The following is a 19,752-nucleotide window of genomic DNA, read 5'->3' as shown; positions in this document are numbered from 1 at the left end:
CGTCGCCGGAAACCGGTCACGATCCGGTATAGACCGGCCGCCGACCGGTTACCCCGGACCGGGCACCTCTGCCAGCATCGCCCGAAGGTTCGGAAGTCCGGACACACGGGGGCCGGGTGACGGGGTTCGTCTTCTCGCGCGCGCGTGCGCATCGCCTGCTGCTGGGCGCCGCGTTGCTCACGGTGGTGCTGACCACCACGGTACTGGCCACGCTCACCGCGTACTCGGGGGCGATCGGCGACGCGTCGCTGCGCCACGTGCTGGCCGACGCCCGCAACGCGGCCGACACCTCACTGGTCGTCAAGGCCGACGTCCCCGCCGGCGAGCGGGCCGCCGCCGACACCGCCGTACGCGAGGGCGCCGCACGGACCTTCGACGGTCTGCCGGTGACCGTACGGACCCTGCGCCGCTCGGGGCCGTACGCGCTCCCCCGGTCGCCCCGGTCGCCCGCGAGCCGCTCCGACGACCCCGACCTGACCTACTTCGCCGCCCTGGACCGGCGTCAACTGCGGCTGACCGAAGGCCGGTTGCCACGCTCCGCGACCGACCCGGCCGAAGTGGCGCTCCCGGAGGCCGCCGCCCGCACACTGCGGCTGCGGCCCGGCGACCGGCTCACCCTGGCCGACCGGCTGGACGGCCCGGCGGTCCGGGTGCGGATCACCGGTGTGTACCGGCCCGCCTCGGTGACCGCGCCGTACTGGCGGCTGGACGACCTGCTCGGCCGCGGGGTGAAGAAGGCCGGCTTCACGACGTACGGTCCGCTGCTCACCGACCCCGCCGTGCTCACCGGGGGCCGGATCAGCGCGGGTTCGACGGCCTGGCTGGCGACGGCGGACTTCACGACGGTGACGACCGCCCGGATCGGCAGGCTGCGCACGGCCGCCCGGGAGGGCAGCGCGGCCCTGCGCAGCCCCACGGCCCTGCGCGGTACGACCGTCTCGCAGACGGCGCTGCCGGACGTCCTGGACCGGGCGGACCGTTCGCTGCTGGTCGCCCGGTCCACGCTGCTCGTCGTCGCCCTGCTGCTCGTCCTGCTCGCCGGGTACGCGCTGCTGCTGGTGGCCCGGCTGCTCAGTACCGAACGGACCGAGGAGACCCGGCTGCTCAGGGCACGCGGCGCCTCGCGCGCCCGGATCGCCGGCCTCGCCGCCGCCGAGGCCCTGCTCCTCGCGGTCCCGGCGGCCGTGTGCGCCCCGCCGGTCGCGGGGCCGCTCACCGCCCTGCTGGCGGACCACGGCCCTCTGGCCCGCCTCGGTCTGCGCCTGGACCTCCCGGCCGCCGGCCGGCCCGCCGTCTGGCTGGTCGCGGCCGCGGTGGCCCTGGGCTGCGCGCTCGCGGTCACCGTGCCGGCCGTCACCGGAACCGGGGCGCAGGTACGGGACCGGGCGCGGCGCGGGCGGCCCGGCCCGTCCCGGGCGTGGTCGCCGATCGGGAAGTACCGCCGCCGGACGGCACGCGCGTCCGTGCCCCGGGCCGTCCCCGCCCCGCTGCGCGCGGGCGCCGACCTCGGACTGCTCGCGATCGCCGGAGTGGCGTACTGGCAGCTCGGCCGGCAGGGCTCCGGCGCCGTGGCCGCCGACCGGACGGGGACCCTCGGCATCGACCCGCTGCTGGTGGCAGCGCCCGCACTCGCGCTGCTCGCCGGGACCGTGCTCACGCTGCGGCTGCTGCCCCCGGTTGCCCGGCTCGCCGAGCGGTGGGCGGCCGGCGGGCGCGGGCTGCCGGCCGCGCTGGCCGGCTGGCAGTTCAGCCGGCGCACCGCACGCGGCGCCGGCCCGGTGCTGCTCCTCGTCCTCGCCGTCGCGCTCGGCATGCTCGCCGTCGGCCAGGCCGCCTCCTGGGACCGCTCGCAGGACGACCAGGCCGACTTCCGCGCCGGTGTGCCGGTGCGGGTGTTCTCCGCGGGCGAGGGCGGGCTCGGCCGCACCGACCTGTACGCCGGCCTGCCGCACGTCCGCCAGGCCGCCCCGGCTGTCCGGGTCTCCCAGCCGCTGTCCGGCGACCGCACGGCGGCCGTACTGGCCCTGGACACCCGGCACGCGGCGGACGCCGTGCTGATGCGCCCCGACCTGGCGGACCGGCCGGTCCGGCCGATGCTGGCCGGCCTCGCCCCCCGCGGATCCCCCGCCGGAACCCCGGTCCCCGCGGGCACCGCCCGGCTGCGGCTGACCGCGCGCCTGCACAGCTCCACCGGGCCGGGCACCGCCACCGAGGTGACCATGACCCTGACGGACCGGTACGGAGTGCCGTACCAGGTGCCGTTCGGTCAGCTCCCCGCCGACGGACGCGAGCACACCCTGACCCTCGGCCTCGGCGCCCCGGCAGGCCCGCTGACCCTCACCGGGCTCCGGCTGGACCTGGCGCAGCCCGCCGACCGTGCCGAGCGGCACCGGCTCACCCTCGGCGGACTGACCGCGGCCGGCCGCGACGGCCGGGAGCACCGGCTCGCGCTCCCCACACGGTGGACCACCGACGCCCGGGCCGGCGGTGCCGCCGTACCCAGCGCAGCCACCAGCCCCACCCGCCCCCGGGTCACCGGCACCCGGCCGCCGACCTTCACATACAGCACCGGCTACCTCCCCGACGCGGACATCTGGACCGTCGCCTCGCTGACCGTCCGGCTCCGGCCCACCCAGCCCGCACCGGCCGAGGTCCGCGCCGTCGCCACCGACCGCTACCTGGCCTCGGCGAACGCCCGCCCCGGCCAGCGGGTCGACCTGACCGTCGGCGACCGGACGCTGCCGGTGCGGATCGTCCGCGCGGTACGGGCGCTGCCCGCCACCGCCGACCCGGCCAGCACCGGTGACCGCGACGGCGGTGCCGTCCTGCTCGACCTGCGCGCCGTGAACCAGGTGCTCCAGGCCCGGTACGGCGAGAGCGTGCCGCCCACCGAGTGGTGGCTCGCCACCGCACCCGGCGACGCCGCGCGGGTCGCCGCCGCCGTACGGAACCTGCCGGACGTCGGCCCGGGACAGGTGGTGGTGCGCGACGAGATCGCCGCCGAACTGCGCGACGACCCGTTCGGCGCGGGCCCCGCGGCCGCGTTCACGGCCGCGGCCGTGGTGGCGGCGGCGCTCGCCGCGGTCGGCTTCGCGGTCGGCGCGGCCGGGGCCCGGCGGGCCCGCCGCCCGGAGTTCGCGGTGCTGCGGGCCCTCGGGGCGCCACGCGGCCAACTGGCCCGGACGGTCGCCGCCGAACAGGCCGTGCTGGTGGGCCTGGCGCTCGGGGTGGGCCTCGGCCTGGGCACCGTACTGGCCCGTGCCGTACTGCCGTTGATCGTCCTCACCGGCGAGGCCACCCGGCCCGTACCGGACGTCCTCGTCCGGCTCCCCGCCGGACAGGTGGTGCTGCTGCTGGCCGGCGTCGCGGCGGCCCCGCTCGCCGTGGCGGCGGTGACCGCCCTGCGCCGGGCGGACCCGGCGCGGGACCTGCGCGCACAGGGAGGTGAGTGAGATGAGCCGACCGGCGCCCCACCCGGTCGCCCCCTGGGTACGGACCCGGCTGCGGGCCGCGCCCGGAGCCGCCGCCGCGCTCGCGCTGCTGGTCGCCCTGACCGCGTGCCTGGCCGGCGCCTACCCGCGCGCCGTCGACCGGTACGAGGACGCGGGCCTGCGGACCACGCTGCGGCAGGCCCGCCCGGAGCACACCACCGTCCGCGTCACCGCGCCCCAGCCCGACCTCGGTCTGCCGGCCCGACAGCGGGCCGAGGCGATGCGCGCCGCCGCCCTGGAACGGCAGTACAGGAAGGTGCTCGGCACGGCCGGCGGCCCGCTGACCGTCGACCGCGCCCAGTCCGCGTACGGGGTCGCCGCCACCGTCAGCCCGGAGGTGCCCGACCCGTTCCTGCCGCGCCCCTCCGGACTGCCCGCCCGTGTCCGGCTGGTCGCGCCCAGCGGCCTGGCCGGCCACTCCCGGGTCCGCGCCGGCCGGCTGCCGCGCGCCGCGCACCCCGTCGGCTCCGCCACCCCCGAGGTGGAGGCCGCGGTGACCGCCGCCACCGCGAAGAGCATGAACATCGAGGTCGGTTCGGTCGTGCACGTACCGGCCCCCGGCCGGAGGCCGCTCGCGGTCCGCGTCACCGGCGTCCTCGCCCCGCGCGCACCCGACGGCGCCTACTGGTCGACCGTGCCGCTGCTGCGCACGCCCGAACTGGTGACCCTGCCGACCCCCGGCCCGGACCCGGTGAAGTACTGGCGCGGCGCGCTGCTGCTCCCCCAGGACGCGGCCCCCGCCCTGCTCGGCACCAGCACCGACCCGGTCCGCTACTGGTACCTCGCGCCCGCCCTGCGCGGTCTGCGCGCCCATGACCTGGACCGGCTGAAGTCGGCCGTGGCCGCCCTGGAGTCGGGGCCCGCGCTGCGCCGCACCCGCGCCGTCACCGACTCCGGCACCGACGTCTCCACCGAACTGGACGACACCCTCACGCTGTTCGCCCGGCTGCGCTCCGGCATCTCCCCGCTGGTGTCCGTCGCCGCGGCGGGGACCGCCACGGTCGTCGCCGCGGTCCTGCTGATGACGGGCGGCCTGGCCGCCGACCGGCGCCGCGCCGAACTCGCCCTGCTCCGCGCCCGCGGCGCCTCCCTGCCCGGACTCGCCGGGCGGCTGCTGGCCGAGACCGCCGTGGTCGCCGTACCGGCGGGCGCGCTCGGCCTGGCGGCGGCCCTGCCGGCGGTACCCGAGGGGCGCCTGTGGGCCGCCGTCGTCACCGCTGCGGCCGTCACGCTCACCGGCTGCGCCGCCCTGCCCCTGCGCGCCGCCCTCGCCCACCGCACGGTACGGGTCACCGCCCCGCGTGAGGACGTGGCGGGCGTACGGCCCTCCCGGCGCCGTGCCGTCGCCGAACTGACCCTGCTGGTACTGGCGGTCGGCGCCGTGGCCGCCCTGCGCCGCCGCGGCACCTCGGGCGACCAGCTGGTCGCCGTGGCGCCGGTGCTGATCGGCGTCGTCGCGGCCCTGGTGCTGCTCCGTCTGTACCCCCTGCTGCTGCGCCGGCTCACCGGTCCGGCGGGGCGGCTGCGCGGCGCGGTGGGCCACCTCTCGCTGGCCCGCGCGGGCCGCACCTCGGCCTCCGCGGTCCTGCCGCTGCTGGCCCTGCTGACCGCGCTCACCACGGCGGCCTTCGGCGGCTCGGTGCTGGCGGGCGTGGCCGACGCCCGCGACCGTGCGGCGCTCCTCACGGTCGGCGCCGACGCCCGCGCGGACGCGGACGGCCCGCTCCCAACCGCCGCCCCCGGCCGGGTGCGGGCCGTGCCCGGGGTGCGGGCGGTGGCCCCGGTCAGCATCGACTACCAGGCCAAGCCGGAGGACGGCCAGGACTCGGTACCGCTGGTGGGCGCAGACCCGCGCTCCTACGGGGAGTTGACCGCCCACACCGGACTCGGCGCCGTACCCGCCGGCCGGCTGGCGGGCCGCACGGGCACGCTGCCCGCGGTGGCCTCCCCGTCGGTCGCGTCGGCGTACGGCACCCGGCGACCCTTCCTGGTCCGGCTGGAGGACGGCAGCGCGGTCACCGTACGCATCGTGCTGGTCCGCGACCGCACCCCGGCCGTCTCCGGCGGTGACTTCCTCCTCGTGGACCGCGCCGGGCTCGCCGACCCGGCGAACCGTCCCACGGCCCTGCTGGTGACCGGCGCGCACCTGGACACGGCCGCGCTGCAGCACGCCGTCGGCGGCTCGGCCGGAATCCACGTCCGCGCCGAGGAACGCGCCCGCTACGCCGACTCGCCCCTCCAGACCGGTGCCGTCCACGTCTACACGGCGGCGGTGGCGGCCGGCGCCGGCTTCGCGGTCCTCGCGCTGCTCCTGGGCCTGCTGCGCGCGGCACCCGAACGGGCCGCGCTCCTCGCCCGGCTGCGCACGATGGGCCTCACCCGCGCCCAGGGCCGCCGGCTGCTCGTGCTGGAGTCCCTGCCGCAGGCCCTGCTCGCCGCGCTCGGCGGCGTCCTGACCGGCTGGTCCGCCATCCGTCTCCTCTCCCCCGGCATCGACCTCACGGCCATCGCCCTGCCCTCGGCCCCGACACCGCTCACCGAGGCCGAGTTGCACGCCGACGCCTGGTCCCTGACGGTCCCGGCCCTGCTGGTCCTGGTCGCGTCGATGGCCGTGGCGGCCCTCCAGGCATGGTGGACGGGCCGACAGGGCTCGGTACGCGAGCTGCGGGCGGGGGAGGCGGGATGAACAGGGGCGGACACGGACCGCGCCGGCACGGCCGGGCACCGCGGAGGGCGAGCCGCCGACCCGCGCCCCGCACCCACGGAACGCAGGAGACCCCATGACAGCGAACCCGAGCCTGCCCGAGCTGGCGAACCGCGTCACCGAGGCCAGGGACCGCCCGGTCTACGGCCATGACGCCCTGATCACCTGCGACCGCCTGGTCCGCGTCTTCACCACGGACGGCGTCGAGGTACAGGCCCTCCAGGGCCTCGATCTCCTCGTCCGTGAGGGCGAGTTGATGGCCCTGGTCGGCGCGTCCGGCAGCGGCAAGTCCACTTTGATGAACATCCTCGCGGGCCTGGACACCCCGACCGCCGGAGCCGCCCGGGTCGCCGGCCGCGACCTGCTCACCATGACCGCCCGCGACCGCCTCGCCTACCGCCGCGAGGTCGTCGGCTTCGTCTGGCAGCAGACCTCCCGCAATCTGCTCCCCTACCTCACCGCGGCCCAGAACGTCGCCCTCCCCCTCCAGCTCTCCGGCACCCGCAAGGGCCGGCGCGCCCGCTCCGAACGGGCCCTGGAACTGTTGGAGTTGCTGCACGTGGCCGACTACCGCGACCGGCACCCGCGCGAGCTGTCCGGCGGTCAGCAGCAGCGCGTCGCCATCGCCGTGGCCCTGGCGGGCGGACCCTCGGTCCTGCTCGCGGACGAACCCACCGGCGAACTCGACTCCCAGACGGCCGCGCAGATCTTCGAGGCGTTCCGCACAGCCAACGAGACCCTCGGCACGACGATCGTCATCGTCACCCACGACCAAGCGGTGGCGGGCGAGGTCCGCCGCACGGTCGCCATCCGCGACGGCCGCACCTCCACCGAGGTGCTGCGCCGCAGCGAGATCGACGCCACGACCGGCCACGAGACGGTCGTCGCCCGCGAGTACGCCATGCTCGACCGGGCGGGCCGGCTGCAACTGCCCGCCGACTACCTCCGCGCCCTGGACATGCGCGAGCGCGTGGCCCTGGAACTGGAGGCCGACCACATCGGGGTATGGCCGGACGACACGCGCTGATCCGCCGGCGGGGCGGGGGATGCCGTCGGGTGACCGGGGGCCGCGCCCGCTCAGCGCACGCTGACGCCCAGCGAGCCGAGACCCGCGCGGCGGACGGCGACGGAACCGTACGGCGTACGCAGCCTGAGCCACGCCCCCGAGGAGAACAACCCGGTGTCCTCCGCCCCGGTTCCGGGCCGCAGGAAGCCCAGGGACTGCGCCGCGTGCACGGCCCGCACCGGCAGCCGGGTGCCCCCGACCTCGCGGGACCAGATGTCCCGGCCGATCCGGTCCAGCTCGGCGCGGGTACGCCCCTCGGGCGCCAGCTCCTCCGTGCGCGACCGGAACTCGGAGACCGCCGCGGCGACGGTCGCCCGCAGCGCGTCCGGGGCTGGCAGCCCGGGCTCGGGCTGCCAGCCGCCGCGGGGCGGCAGCACACCGGCCCACGGCGGACCGGTGACCGCGCCCGGAACGGCGGCGGTGGCCGCACGCTCGTCGACGGACTCCAGGAACTCACCGGCGGAGACGGTCACGTCGAGGGTGACGTCGAGCCCGTCCTCGTACGGCTTCGCCAGCCGGACCGCGCGGACCGTCAGCACCTCGAACGACGGCGGCCGCCCGAAGACGGCGAGTGCCGTACCGGCCGCCTTGAGGCGCACCGCGGCTCCGCGGTCGTAGCGCAGCAGCCGGGTGAGGAAGGCGGCGAGGTCCGCCGCCTCCGTCTCGTCGGCGAGGTGCAGCACCGTCATGCGGCGACGGCCTTCTCTCCGGGCTTGCCGGCCCCGTCCGTGTACTCCTGGAGGAACTCGCGTTCCTCGGCGGTGATCCGGCGCGGCCGCTGGGTCTCGAAGTCGAACGGTACGACGACCGTCGAGGCCCGCACGTAGACCTGGTCGTCGTCCTTCACCTCGTAGGCGATGGTGAAGGACGCGGCCCTGATCTCGGTGATCCACAGCTCGATGTCCACGGGTTCGTGCCGGTGGACGAGCTGCATCTTGTAGTCGATCTCATGGCGCGCCACCACGGACCCCTGCTTGAACTCCTTGTCCGGGCGGAACAGGAAGTTGATGCGGGCCTCCTCCAGGTACCGGATGAAGACCGCGTTGTTGACATGGCCGTAGGCGTCCATGTCGGACCAGCGCAGTGGACAGCGATAGACGTGCCGCAAGATCGATCAGCCCCGGGTCAGCTTCTTGTAGGTGGCGCGGTGCGGACGCGCGGCGTCGGCACCGAGTCGCTCGATCTTGTTCTTCTCGTACGACTCGAAGTTGCCCTCGAACCAGAACCACCGCGACTCACCCTCGTAGGCGAGGATGTGGGTGGCGACCCGGTCCAGGAACCACCGGTCGTGGGAGACGACGACGGCGCAGCCGGGGAAGTCCAGCAGGGCGTTCTCCAGGCTGGAGAGCGTCTCGACGTCGAGGTCGTTGGTGGGCTCGTCGAGGAGCAGCAGGTTGCCGCCCTGCTTGAGGGTCAGCGCCAGGTTGAGGCGGTTGCGCTCACCACCGGACAGGACGCCGGTCGGCTTCTGCTGGTCCGGGCCCTTGAAGCCGAAGGCGGACACGTACGCCCGGCTCGGCATCTCGACCTGGCCGACGTTGATGTAGTCGAGCCCGTCGGACACGACCTCCCACAGCGTCTTCTTCGGGTCGAGGTTCTCGCGGCTCTGGTCGACGTAGGAGATCTTGACGGTCTCGCCGACCTTGATGTCACCGGAGTCCGGCGTCTCCAGACCCTGGATCATCTTGAACAGGGTCGTCTTGCCGGCGCCGTTCGGGCCGATGACGCCCACGATGCCGTTGCGCGGCAGCGTGAAGCTGAGGCCGTCGACGAGGATCTTCTCACCGAAGGCCTTGTTCAGCTTGTCGACCTCGACGACCACGCTGCCCAGACGCGGGCCCGGCGGGATCTGGATCTCCTCGAAGTCCAGCTTCCGCATCTTGTCGGCCTCGGCCGCCATCTCCTCGTAGCGGGCGAGACGGGCCTTGGACTTGGCCTGGCGCCCCTTGGCGTTCGACCGCACCCACTCCAGCTCTTCCTTGAGCCGCTTCTGCCGCTTGGCGTCCTTCTGGCCCTCGACCTTGAGACGGGTGGCCTTGGTCTCCAGGTACGTGGAGTAGTTGCCCTCGTACGGGTAGGCGCGGCCGCGGTCGAGCTCGAGGATCCACTGGGCCACGTTGTCCAGGAAGTACCGGTCGTGGGTGATCGCCACGACGGTGCCCGCGTACTTGGCCAGGTGCTGCTCCAGCCAGTTCACCGACTCGGCGTCGAGGTGGTTGGTGGGCTCGTCGAGGAGCAGCAGGTCGGGCGCCTCGAGCAGCAGCTTGCACAGCGCGACGCGGCGCTTCTCACCACCGGAGAGGTTGGTGACGGGCCAGTCGCCGGGCGGGCAGCCGAGGGCGTCCATGGCCTGCTCCAGCTGGGCGTCGAGGTCCCAGGCGTTGGCGTGGTCCAGCTCCTCCTGCAGCTTGCCCATCTCGTCGAGCAGCGCGTCGGAGTAGTCGGTCGCCATCAGCTCGGCGATCTCGTTGAACCGGTCGAGCTTGCCCTTGACCTCGGCGACACCCTCCTGGACGTTCTCCAGGACGGTCTTCGAGTCGTTCAGCGGGGGCTCCTGCAGCAGGATGCCCACGCTGTAGCCCGGCGCCAGGAAGGCGTCACCGTTGGACGGCTGCTGCAGTCCCGCCATGATCTGCAGGACGGTCGACTTACCCGCGCCGTTCGGCCCGACGACGCCGATCTTTGCCCCCGGAAGGAAGCTCAGGGTGACGTCGTCGAGGATCACCTTGTCGCCGTGCGCTTTGCGCGCCTTGCGCATGGTGTAGATGTACTCAGCCAAGAGAAACCGTCCGGCAGCTTGAAATCTGGCAGTGGGCAGATACACCCCATCTTGCCTGACCGCCACCCCTGGATGGAAACCCGATCAGTCCGGGCGCCCTGACCTGGGGGTTCGCCGGGGCTGCCTTGAGGCTCGCCTGTCCCTGCCGGTCGCCGCCACTCGGCCTCGGGCGCCCTCGCACGGCCCAGAGACGGCCCAGAGGCGGCCCAGAGACGATCACTCGTTCTCCGCCGGTCACTCATCAAGTCCGGCCCGATCCCTGGTCACGCGCTGAGCCGCGGTAGCCGCTTCACCTACTCGGCCGGGTCCTCGTCGGTGTGCCGGACCGCCTTCTTCACGGCCCGCTCCAGCTCGTAGCGACGTGTAGCTCTGGACCGGGTCTCTCGTCCTGCACGCGAACAGCGACCGGTCGTGGGTCCGCGGCGATCCGGTGATCTCGGCGAAAGCGCCCGAATCCGGTGGCGGCCCCGGCTAGCCTGCTGAACCTGTGCGGTGGGGGGTCGTACGGGACCGCGTGTCGACGCCGATGCCCCTGTTCGCGCTGCTCGGCCGGACCGGCGCCCGCCATCTTCGGGAGCCGGCTCACGTCACGGGACCAGGAGGCTCGCCATGACCACGACGCTCTCAAAGGGTGGCAACGCCCCGCTGCCGGCAGCACCCTGCCATGTCACGCTCACCGCGGCCCGCGTGGGCATCGACGTCTGCGCCGTCCTGCTCGCCCAGGACGGCAAGGTGCGCGGTGACGACGACCTCGTGTTCTACAACCATCCCGCGCAGGACGGTGTTCACCTCACGGGTGCGACCATGATCGCGGACCTGACCGCGATACCGGCCTCGGTGGACCGCGTCGTGATCGTCGCCAGCACCGACCCCTCCCTGCCCGACGCCCGGTTCGATCCGGGCAGCACCCCGAGGGCGGACATCCGGTGCGGTGACGTACAGCTGGCCTTCGTCCCGCCGCCGCTGCTCCACGGGGAGACCGCGGCGGTGCTGGTGGAGATCTACCGCCGTGCGGGCGCGTGGAAGGTCCGGGCGGTCGGCCAGGGCTGGGACACCGGGCTTGCGGGACTGGCCACGGACTTCGGTGTGGTGGTCGACGAGGAGGCCCCCGCGCCTCCTGCCGCACCACGGCAGGGCGGCGGGGGCGGCGGGGCGGTCCCTGCGCCGGCCATCAGTCTGAGCAAGGTCGAGCAGTCGGCACCGGGGCTCGTCAACCTCTACAAGGCCGCGCAGGTCTCCCTGGACAAGGCCGGTGTCATGGGCCGGCGTGCGGCCGTCTATCTGGTCCTCGACCACTCCGCGAGCATGCACGGCTTCTACCGCAACGGCACCATGCAGCACCTCGCGGAACAGGCCCTGGGGCTGTCGGCGAACCTCGACGACGACGGCAGGGTGCCCCTGGTGTTCTTCTCCCACCGCGTCGACCTCGTCACCGAGATCGGCCTGGACACCTACCAGGGGCTGATCGACCGTTTGCACGGAGGCCTGGACTGGGGCGGTACCAGTTATGCGCCGGCCATGCAGGCCGTCATCGACCACTACCGGTCGAGCGGCGCCACGGACCCCGCCTTCGTGATCTTCCAGACCGACGGTGAGCCGTCCGACCGCAGAGGTACCCGAGAACTGCTGCGCGCCTCCAGCTCCCTGCCGATCTTCTGGCAGTTCGTCGGGTTCGGACCCGGCCGGAACATGCGGTTCCTGCGCAGCCTGGACACCCTCGACGGCCGGGTCGTCGACAATGCCGGCTACTTCGGCGCCGGCCAGCATCCCCTCACGCGCTCCGACGACGACCTGTACGACTGCCTCATGAAGGAGTTCCCCGAGTGGCTCGCCACCGCGCGTACGGCCGGAGTCATCCGGTAGGGCGCGGCGATCGGGCGGTGGGTGTCACCGCTCGGCGGTGGACGTGGCCATCGGGGCGGGCGCGGTGGTCGTGACGTCCGCCGTCCTGGTGGCGGGGATGCGCTTGCCCAGGGTGATGAACAGGAGCACCAGTCCAACGGTCAGCAGGATGTGACCGAGACCGGCGACACCGGCCGTCGCCGCGCCGCTGGAGCGGCCGAGCACCGTCGACGTCCCGTGCAGGGTCTCTCATCTCTGGTCGCCCCCCCGGAGCGCTGGTCGGTGATGTCCCAACCTTGCGCACGGGCCCCCGGTCATCAACCGAGCTCCGAGAACGAGCCGTTGACCGGGCCGGGCCGGTCAGTCGAGCGGCTGTTCGCGGTTGCGCAGCAGCACCAGTACCGCACCGCCGATGACGACCAGGCCGATGGCCACGCCCGCGATCAGCGGGGTGATCGCCGAGCCACCGGTGGCGGCCAGGTCGGTGGTGTCCGGGGCGACACCGCCCACCGTGGCGGGGCTGGGCAGGCTGCGGACCTCGGCGGTCTGGGTCGTGAGGGTGCCCTGCGTCTTGCAGTCCAGGACACCGGTGAAGCGGTGGCTGAGGCCGTTCGGGCCGGTGACCGTGAAGTCGTAGGCCTGGTCCTCCTGGAGCGGGACGGTCACCGTGCGGGAGGCACCCGCGGGGATGGTGTGCTCGGCGCCCATCAGCTCGAAGGTGAACGGCTGGTCGCCCTTGTTGGCCGCGATGATGTCGACCCCGCCCTCGGCGCAGTTCTTCCGCGCCGACACCGCCGGTACGGCGCCCTTGGCCGCCCAGGTGGCCGTCGCCGTCGCGGAGACCGTGGACTCGCTGGATCCGGCGAGGATCTGGGTCTGGCTGCGGCTCTCGGAGGCGAAGGCCCGGCCGACCGGCACGGTCGTCGACGCCTGAAGGGTCAAGTCGGCGGTGCCGTCCGCCGCGTCCTCGGGGATGTCGAAGTAGACCCGGCTGCCGTCCCGCACCGAGGTGACGACCTTGCCGGTCGCGTCGATGATCCGCACCCCGCTGGTGTCCGCGTCCGCCGGCGGGACGACCGTGGCCGCACCGGCGTTGGTGTGCACGGTCAGCGGTCCCAGCAGGTCGCCCGGCCGGCCGGAGATCGCGGGCGGGTCCAGGGTGAGCGAGGCTTGCGGCTCACCGCTGTTCCGGGCGCTCTTCTCCAGGTAGTCGGCGAGCTTCTCGGCCTGCGGGTCGACGGCGTCGACCGCGGCGCCGTCCGAGTACCGCCAGATGGCCACCTGGGTGCCGGCCGCCGCGTCCTGCTCGCTGAGGGCGCCGACTCCCGCCTGCCGGGCGAGCGAGGCGAGATCGTTCACCTGCGGGTAGGAGTGCTGCAGGATCCAGTGGATCTTTGCGGCGTCCTTGTTGGCGCCCAACGAGGTGCCGCTCCAGGGTGTCTCCTGGTACCGGGCGTCCCGCTGGGTGGGGTTGTGCAGGTCGACGCAGTACGTCTGGAGGGTGCCGCCGCCGTCCACGGACATCTCGAACAGGCCGGCGTCGACCCGCTGATCGCCGCCGTCCGCGTGTATCACGGCCTCGCCGTAGACCTTGAGACCGTTGATGGTGGCCGCCGCCCCGCCCTGCGTCTGCGGGCTGACGTCGGCCACGGCCGTACCGGCGCCGGACAGCACACCGGCGGCCACGAGACCGGACACCGCGGTGGTGGCGGCCACGCGGACCGTTCCGGTGGACCGGCAGAACCCAACGAGCGCAGCAAGCACAGAATTCCCCTTCGAGCAGGACCCGTTGAACGTGGGGGACGGTCCCACCAGCAGAATCGGCAGCCCCTAGGGGCACGCCCGGCATCCTATGGATCGGACGGAGCCTCACCTGCCGGTGGGATCATCCGATGGCCGATCCGATCCGCAATCGTTATCGCGGATACGGTTCATGAGCTGCGCTTATCGACAAATCCACCCATGGCGTGCTCTCGAACGACGGTGCCCCGGACCGTCCCTGACGTCATGTCACCGCTGCGGGTTCCTGCTCGGTGGGTGGTGCCGCCGTACCGTCCGTGGCGGGCGCGGGAGGTGGTGTCTCCCAGGTCGGCTCCGGTCGTGCCGCCGTCGCCGCCGACTCCGGTTTGGCCGCACGGTGGAAGACCGCGGTGCCCCGTGACAGGTCGTGTCCGATCGCCATGGCGTCGATGTCGGCGGAGGCCCACTGCTGCTGTCCGTCACGCACTTCCGTGCGCACCTTCAGCCGCCCCTGGATCAGCAGGGGCTGCCCCACCTCCACCGACGCGGCCACGTTGACCGCGAGCTGTCGGTTGGCCCACACCGTGAAGAAATTGGTGTGCCCGTCCGTCCAGACGCCCTTCTCCCGGTCCCAGTAGCGGGCGGTCGCCGCCAGCCGGAACCGGGCCGACGGCCCCGTCGGCAGCTCCCGGTACACCGGTGGCGTCGCCACGTTGCCCACCACGCACACGATGGTCTCGTTCATCGTCCTCGCTCCCCTCCCCCGCCCGGTCCCGGCCGGACAGGTCACCCACCCGGTCCCTGCCGGGCGGGTCGACACACGCACGGGCCCTTCCCGTACGGCTGCCATGCCTGTGCGTACGACCGCCGTGCGATCGCCGCGACCTCAGACTGCCTCCGCCGGGCCGGGCCCGCTGAGCGCTGTGGACGAGCCCCTCACCTGTGGAAAAGCCCGCCACTCGCACGGGTGACACCGCCCCCCGGGCCAACCCTTCACCGACCCCCGGACACGGTCGTGGGCGACCCCGAGAGTCCGGGACCGCCCACGACCGGAAAAGGACCTCCTCCCCGCGGGAGGCCCGCCTCACCCCACGCCCACGCCCGCCCCGGCGCCGGCACCGGTGCCGGCACCCACGACGCGCCCGTACTGCTCCCGCACCTCCCGGTACCGCAGCAGTTCCGACGCCACCGGGTCCAGGACGCGGGCCCGGCCACAGCTGGCGGAGGCTTCCCGCAGGCGCCGTTCCGCGTCCTGGCCGTAACGCCGTGCGGGGGCCCGGGCCGCCATCCGGCAGGCCCACTCCACCAGCGGGCCACCGACGATCCCGCAGACCATCAACAGCACCGGCACACCCAGGTTGGGGGCCATGACCCCGACGATCTGGCCCACCAGCCACAGGCCGCCCACGATCTGCAGCAGCGTCATCGACGCCTGGACCAGCACCGCGACCGGCCACCATCCCGGCCTCGGCGGCCGGCCCGGCAGCGCGGCCTTCGCCGCCAGTTCGTCCAGCGCCTCCGACAGCCCCTGCGACCCGCGTACGGCCGCCTCGCGCACCGCCTGCGCCCACGGCACGGGCAGCCCGGCCGAGGCCCGGTCGGAGACCGTGCGGACCGCCTGCTCCACCCGCTGGCGGGCGGTGGCCTCCTCGTCGGCCTGGTTACGGACCTGGATGCGGCCCGTGTTGGGCTCGCCGCGGCCCTGGTACCAGCGCCACAGCCGCAGCCACGGTGTGCCGCAGGCCCGGTTGGCGTTGCGCAGCCAGGCGCGCTCGGCGGCCTCGCCCGCCGCGGTGGCGCCCACCGCGTCCGCGAGCCGCGCGGCGAACTCCTCGCGTGCCTCCTCGCTGAGACCGGCGCGCTGTCCGGTGGCGTAGACGGGCCGCAGTTCGGCCGCCGCGAGGTCCACGTCGGCCGCGACCCGGCGGGCCGCCGCACCGCGTTCGGCCACGAACTCGCCGAGGGCCTCGCGCAGATCGCCGACACCGTCGCCGGTGAGGGCGGACAGCGCGAGCACGGTGGCGCCCGGTTCGCCGTACTCGCCGAGCGCGACGCCGTCCTCGTCCAGCAGCCGCCGCAGGTCGTCCAGGACCTGGTCGGCGGCCTCCCCGGGCAGCCGGTCGACCTGGTTGAGCACGACGAACATGACCTCCGCGTGCCCGGCCATGGGCCGCAGGTAGCGCTCGTGCAGGACCGCGTCGGCGTACTTCTCGGGGTCGACCACCCAGATCACCGCGTCGACCAGCTTGAGGATCCGGTCGACCTGTTCGCGGTGCTGCACGGCGGCGGAGTCGTGGTCGGGCAGGTCGACCAGGACGAGGCCGCGCAGCTGCGCCTCGGCCTCGGGGCTCTGCAACGGACGGCGGCGCAGCCGGCCCGGGATGCCCAGCCGGTCGATGAGGGCCGCCGCGCCGTCGCTCCAGCTGCACGCGATGGGTGCGGCCGTGGTCGGGCGCCGTACACCGGTCTCCGAGATGGCGACTCCGGCCAGGGCGTTGAACAGCTGGGACTTGCCGCTGCCGGTCGCGCCCGCGATGGCTACGACGGTGTGCCTGCCGGAGAGCTTGCGGCGGGCGGCGGCCTCGTCCAGGACACGGCCCGCCTCGGCGAGGGTACGGCTGTCCAGGCGGGTGCGGGAGAGGCCGACGAGTTCGCGCAGGGCGTCCAGACGGGACCGGAGGGGGCCGTCGTACGCCAGCGGCGTGGGGGCCTGACTGCCCGGGGCACGGCTCGGGGTCTCCAGTGCGGCGGCGCGTTCGGCGGCGAGCGCTGCGGCGTTGGCCTCCGTGACCCGCCGGGCGATCAGCCCGTCGTCCCAGGCTTCCTCGGACTCGGCATCCGCGTCGGCATCGACGGTCGTGGCGGTGGGGATGGCGGCACTGTCACCGGGGGCGTCGTCGGCCGACCGCTTCTTCGCGGCCTCCTTGGCGGCGGGGCGGGCCCTGGGCGCTTCCTCGACGGACCGGGGCTTCGACGTGTCCGCGGACCGCGAGTTCGGCGCGTCCTCGGAGCGACGCGGCTTCGGCGAGTCCTGCACGGGACGGGATTTCGGTGCCCGCTCGGTGAGCGGGGTCTTGGACGCATCCTTGCCGACGATCCGGGAGTTCGACGCCTCCTCGCCGGCGGCCGGGGAGTCCGGCGCCTCGTCGGAGGACCGGAGCTCGGCCTTCTCGTCGGCGGGCCCGGACTTCGGCGTTCCGCCGGTGGCCCGGGACTTCGCCCCCTGGTCGGTGTCGGTGCTGCCGGACGTCGGCGGCTCTTCTCCGGACCGGAGCTTCGGCGCCGCCTCGGCGGAACGGGAGTCCGGCGCCTCCCCCGCGAGCGGGGACTCCGGCGCCTGCGGGCCGGCGCCGGGCTTCAGCGCCTCGTCGGGGGGCGTGAGCGCCGGTGCCTCTCCGGCGGGCTCGAGGGCGGGTGCCTCGTCCGCGGGCGGCTTGACGGCCGGGGCTGCCTCGGCGGCCGGTTCTTCCTCTGCGGCCGGCGACTTCGGTACGTCCTCGGCGGACCGGGAAGCCGGTGCGGTGTCGGCGTGCCGGGACATCGGTGCGGTGTCGGCCGGCCGGGGCGTGGACAGCTCCCTCAGGGGCCGGAACGAGAGCGAGCCGGTACCGGCGGAGGCCTTCGGCACCTCGCCGGTGGGCCGGAGCCTCGGCGTCTCCTCGGCGGGGCGGGACATCGGCGCGGGGAGCAGCCGGGGCCGGATGCCCGTCTCGGGACTGTGCCCGCGCGCGGGGCCCACCGAGCCCGCGTTCTCGCCCGTACCGCGCGCGTTGCCGTTTTCGTCCTCCACACGCGCGTGCTGCCCGCGCTCCCACTCACGGACGGCGGCGGCCGAGGCGTCGGCCGCGGCGCGGGGCACGCCGCCCGGGCGGTCACCGGCGCGGCCGTCCGGCGACCTGTCCTCCGCCGAGCCCGTCCGGCCGCCGCTCGACGGACGGGCAGCGTCGGCATCCCCGTGGTGGTCATTACGCGAGGGGCCCTCGCCGGTGCCCTCCTTGCCGGCGTCCAGCAGGAGCTGCTCGCCGGTGCCGCCCCTGCCGTCCGTGCCGGCGTCCTCCGCGGCGCTCGCACCCGAACCCGTCGGCCCGTCACCCGCCTCGCCGGACCTCGCATCGCTCCCCGGCCCGGCCTGTGAACCCACGCCGACTCCGGTGCCGGCTGCCGGAACCGTGCCCGGACTTGGGTGGCCGTTGCCGGGCTGACCGTGGCCCGGGTGACCGTTGCGCTGCACGGGTCCCCTGTCGTCGCCGTGCTCCATGCGCCCCATGTGGTCGGTGTGCTCCGTGTGGTCCTGATCAGTGACGGCGGTCACCGGTCACCTCTCCTTCTGCAGTACGGACAGCGCGGCGATGAGCTCGGCCTGCGGCTCCGCCCGGACGTCCAGGGCGTCGAGTGGCGCGAGGCGCCGCTCGCGTTCGGCGTGCATGACTCGGTCCACGTGCTCCGCGAGCAACCGCCCGGCCCGGTCGCGCAGGCGCAGGGCGCCGTGCGCCCCGAGCCGCTCGGCCAGCCCCTCGCCGGCGTTGCGGGCCCGGCGCCCGCCGAGCAGCGCGGTGGCGACCACGGCGGCGACGACCTCCGCGTCGGGCGCGGCCGTACGTTCCAGATGGCGCACTTCTTCCTCCGCGTGTTCCTCCAGCTCGCGCCGCCAGCGCCGTACGGCGATCCCGATACGGTGCTCGGCGCGCTCCAGGGAGGGATCGCGGCCGGTGAGTCCCGGGGCGCTCGCGGCGGGTTCACGACGCCAGGCCTCGTCGACGCGCTCGTCGGCGGCGGTGACGGAGCACAGCAGCAGCGCGGCCAGGCTCTCCACGAGGGCGTCGAGGAGTTCCCCGGCGGTGCAGTCCAGCGGGAAGGCGCGCCAGCGCTTGAGGGCGTCCCCGGCGAGCACGGCGCCGGACTGGAGACGGCCGCGCAGGCGTGCCTGCTCGTTGTCGTAGGCGGCGTCCACCGCGGAGGTGAGCCGCAGGGCGGCCGCGTACTGCGCGGCGGCGGCACTGGCCAGCTCGGACATGCGGGGCTTGAGCGAGTCGAGCACGCCATGGATCGTCCGGGCCATGACCTGCTGCCGGGCGGTGGAGTCCTGGGCATGGTGGACGAGCCACGTGCGCAGGGCCGCGACGGCGGTACCGGGCAGCAGCCCCGCGCCCCAGGCGGACTCGGGCAGCTCGGGCACGGTGAACCGGGGTACGTCCCCGAGACCGGCCTTGGTGAGCAGGGCACCGTACTGCCGGGAGACCTCCGAGACCACCTGGTGCGGCACCCGGTCCAGCACGGTGATCAGGGTGACGTCGTACTCCTTGGCGGTGCGCAGCAGGTGCCAGGGGACGGCGTCGGCGTAGCGGGCGGCCGTGGTCACCATGATCCACACGTCGGCGGCGCAGATCAGTTCGGCGGCGAGCCTACGGCTGTCGGACAGCAGGGAGTCGACGTCCGGTGCGTCGAGGAGGGCGATGCCGGGCGGGAGGCTGTCGGCGGTCTCGATGCGCAGGACGCGTCCGCGCCCGGAGTCCTGGCCGGGCACCGCGAGGTCGTCCGAAACCTCCTGGAGCGGCTCCCACACGCGCGCAAGATCGGGCAGCACGCGCACGCCGCTGAACCAGTGATGATCCTCCGGGTGGCAGACGAGCACCGGCGTCCGGGTCGTCGGCCGCAGCACGCCCGCCTCGCTCACGCGGCATCCGACGAGCGAGTTGACGAGCGTCGACTTGCCGGCGCCGGTGGAGCCGCCGACGACCGCGAGGAGCGGTGCGGCGGGCTCCCGGAGCCGGGGTAGCAGGTAGTCGTCGAGCTGTGCGAGCAACTCGTCGCGGTTGGCACGCGCGCGTGGGGCTCCGGCCAGGGGCAGCGGAAAGCGTGCGGCGGCGACACGGTCGCGCAGAGCGGAAAGTGTGTCGAGCAGCTGAGGCCGTACGTCCAAGGTCACCACATGCGAAGAATGCCCAATTTTAGGGGAATTCTGAAGCATATAGACATGTCTGCGCGCCGACGGGACAGATCAGGCACAAGGGATGACCGGGACACGGGCACAGTCCAGGCATAACGAGTGCACAACACCCGGTGCGTCCCGCGCCAAAAGCGGTGCACGATTCGTACCTGCCTGCGATTATCAGGACCGCTTCACCGAACC

12 protein-coding genes are annotated in these 19,752 nt (G+C 74.4%); 4 read left to right on the top strand and 8 right to left on the bottom strand.

The features are described from left to right. Window positions 1-116 precede the first annotated feature (116 nt). From BLW57_RS25115 to BLW57_RS25105, 3 genes are all read left to right on the top strand, one after another. Window positions 117-3,452: an FtsX-like permease family protein gene (locus BLW57_RS25115; RefSeq protein WP_093477591.1), complete on the top strand. Its 3,336-nt coding sequence runs from the start codon at window positions 117-119 to the stop codon at window positions 3,450-3,452. A 1-nt stretch (window position 3,453) separates the two neighbouring features. After that, window positions 3,454-6,177, top strand: a complete 2,724-nt coding sequence (locus BLW57_RS25110) for an FtsX-like permease family protein (RefSeq protein ID WP_093477590.1) — start codon at window positions 3,454-3,456, stop codon at window positions 6,175-6,177. Window positions 6,178-6,271: 94 nt separating this feature from the next. Then, window positions 6,272-7,222 (top strand): ABC transporter ATP-binding protein, encoded by a 951-nt coding sequence (locus tag BLW57_RS25105; RefSeq protein ID WP_093477589.1) that lies wholly within the window; start codon window positions 6,272-6,274, stop codon window positions 7,220-7,222. 50 nt (window positions 7,223-7,272) lie between these two features. On the opposite strand, the gene BLW57_RS25100 is transcribed toward BLW57_RS25105, so the two are convergent. From BLW57_RS25100 to ettA, 3 genes are read right to left on the bottom strand one after another with little or no spacing between them, the layout of a single operon-like run. Continuing rightward, the gene (locus tag BLW57_RS25100; RefSeq protein WP_093477588.1) at window positions 7,273-7,950 is read right to left on the bottom strand and encodes a DUF8185 domain-containing protein; all 678 of its coding nucleotides are present in this window, start codon (window positions 7,948-7,950) and stop codon (window positions 7,273-7,275) included. Then, the gene (locus tag BLW57_RS25095) at window positions 7,947-8,369 is read right to left on the bottom strand and encodes an acyl-CoA thioesterase (protein WP_093477587.1); all 423 of its coding nucleotides are present in this window, start codon (window positions 8,367-8,369) and stop codon (window positions 7,947-7,949) included. The genes BLW57_RS25100 and BLW57_RS25095 overlap by 4 nt, the downstream gene beginning before the upstream one ends. Window positions 8,370-8,375: 6 nt before the next feature. Continuing rightward, window positions 8,376-10,040 (bottom strand): energy-dependent translational throttle protein EttA, encoded by a 1,665-nt coding sequence (gene ettA, locus BLW57_RS25090; protein WP_093477585.1) that lies wholly within the window; start codon window positions 10,038-10,040, stop codon window positions 8,376-8,378. A 609-nt stretch (window positions 10,041-10,649) separates the two neighbouring features. On the opposite strand from ettA, the gene BLW57_RS25085 reads away from it, so the two are divergent. After that, the gene (locus tag BLW57_RS25085; protein WP_093477583.1) at window positions 10,650-11,903 is read left to right on the top strand and encodes a VWA domain-containing protein; all 1,254 of its coding nucleotides are present in this window, start codon (window positions 10,650-10,652) and stop codon (window positions 11,901-11,903) included. Between the two features lie 24 nt (window positions 11,904-11,927). Here BLW57_RS25085 and BLW57_RS25080 read toward each other — a convergent pair whose 3' ends face one another. The 5 genes from BLW57_RS25080 to BLW57_RS25060 all read right to left on the bottom strand — a co-directional run bounded on the left by BLW57_RS25080 (window position 11,928) and on the right by BLW57_RS25060 (window position 19,551). Beyond that, a complete protein-coding gene (locus tag BLW57_RS25080; RefSeq protein WP_101376966.1) occupies window positions 11,928-12,125 on the bottom strand; it encodes a DUF2871 family protein in 198 nt (65 codons plus the stop codon). A 117-nt stretch (window positions 12,126-12,242) separates the two neighbouring features. Then, window positions 12,243-13,598 carry a Cys-Gln thioester bond-forming surface protein gene (locus tag BLW57_RS25075; RefSeq protein ID WP_093477581.1) on the bottom strand — a complete coding sequence of 452 codons (1,356 nt, stop codon included), beginning with the start codon at window positions 13,596-13,598 and terminating at the stop codon, window positions 12,243-12,245. Between the two features lie 289 nt (window positions 13,599-13,887). Next, window positions 13,888-14,367 carry a single-stranded DNA-binding protein gene (locus tag BLW57_RS25070; RefSeq protein WP_093477580.1) on the bottom strand — a complete coding sequence of 160 codons (480 nt, stop codon included), beginning with the start codon at window positions 14,365-14,367 and terminating at the stop codon, window positions 13,888-13,890. 339 nt (window positions 14,368-14,706) lie between these two features. Beyond that, the gene (locus tag BLW57_RS25065) at window positions 14,707-16,983 is read right to left on the bottom strand and encodes a GTPase (RefSeq protein ID WP_176985970.1); all 2,277 of its coding nucleotides are present in this window, start codon (window positions 16,981-16,983) and stop codon (window positions 14,707-14,709) included. A gap of 954 nt (window positions 16,984-17,937) precedes the next feature. Continuing rightward, entirely contained in the window at window positions 17,938-19,551 is a 1,614-nt protein-coding gene (locus BLW57_RS25060) for a dynamin family protein (protein WP_093477579.1), read from the bottom strand. Window positions 19,552-19,752 lie beyond the last annotated feature (201 nt).

Source organism: Streptomyces sp. 1222.5, from assembly GCF_900105245.1.
GTDB classification, from domain to species: Bacteria; Actinomycetota; Actinomycetes; order Streptomycetales; family Streptomycetaceae; genus Streptomyces; species Streptomyces albidocamelliae.
Note: the sequence above shows the minus strand (reverse complement) of the source record. Positions and strands in the feature narration are given on the sequence as shown.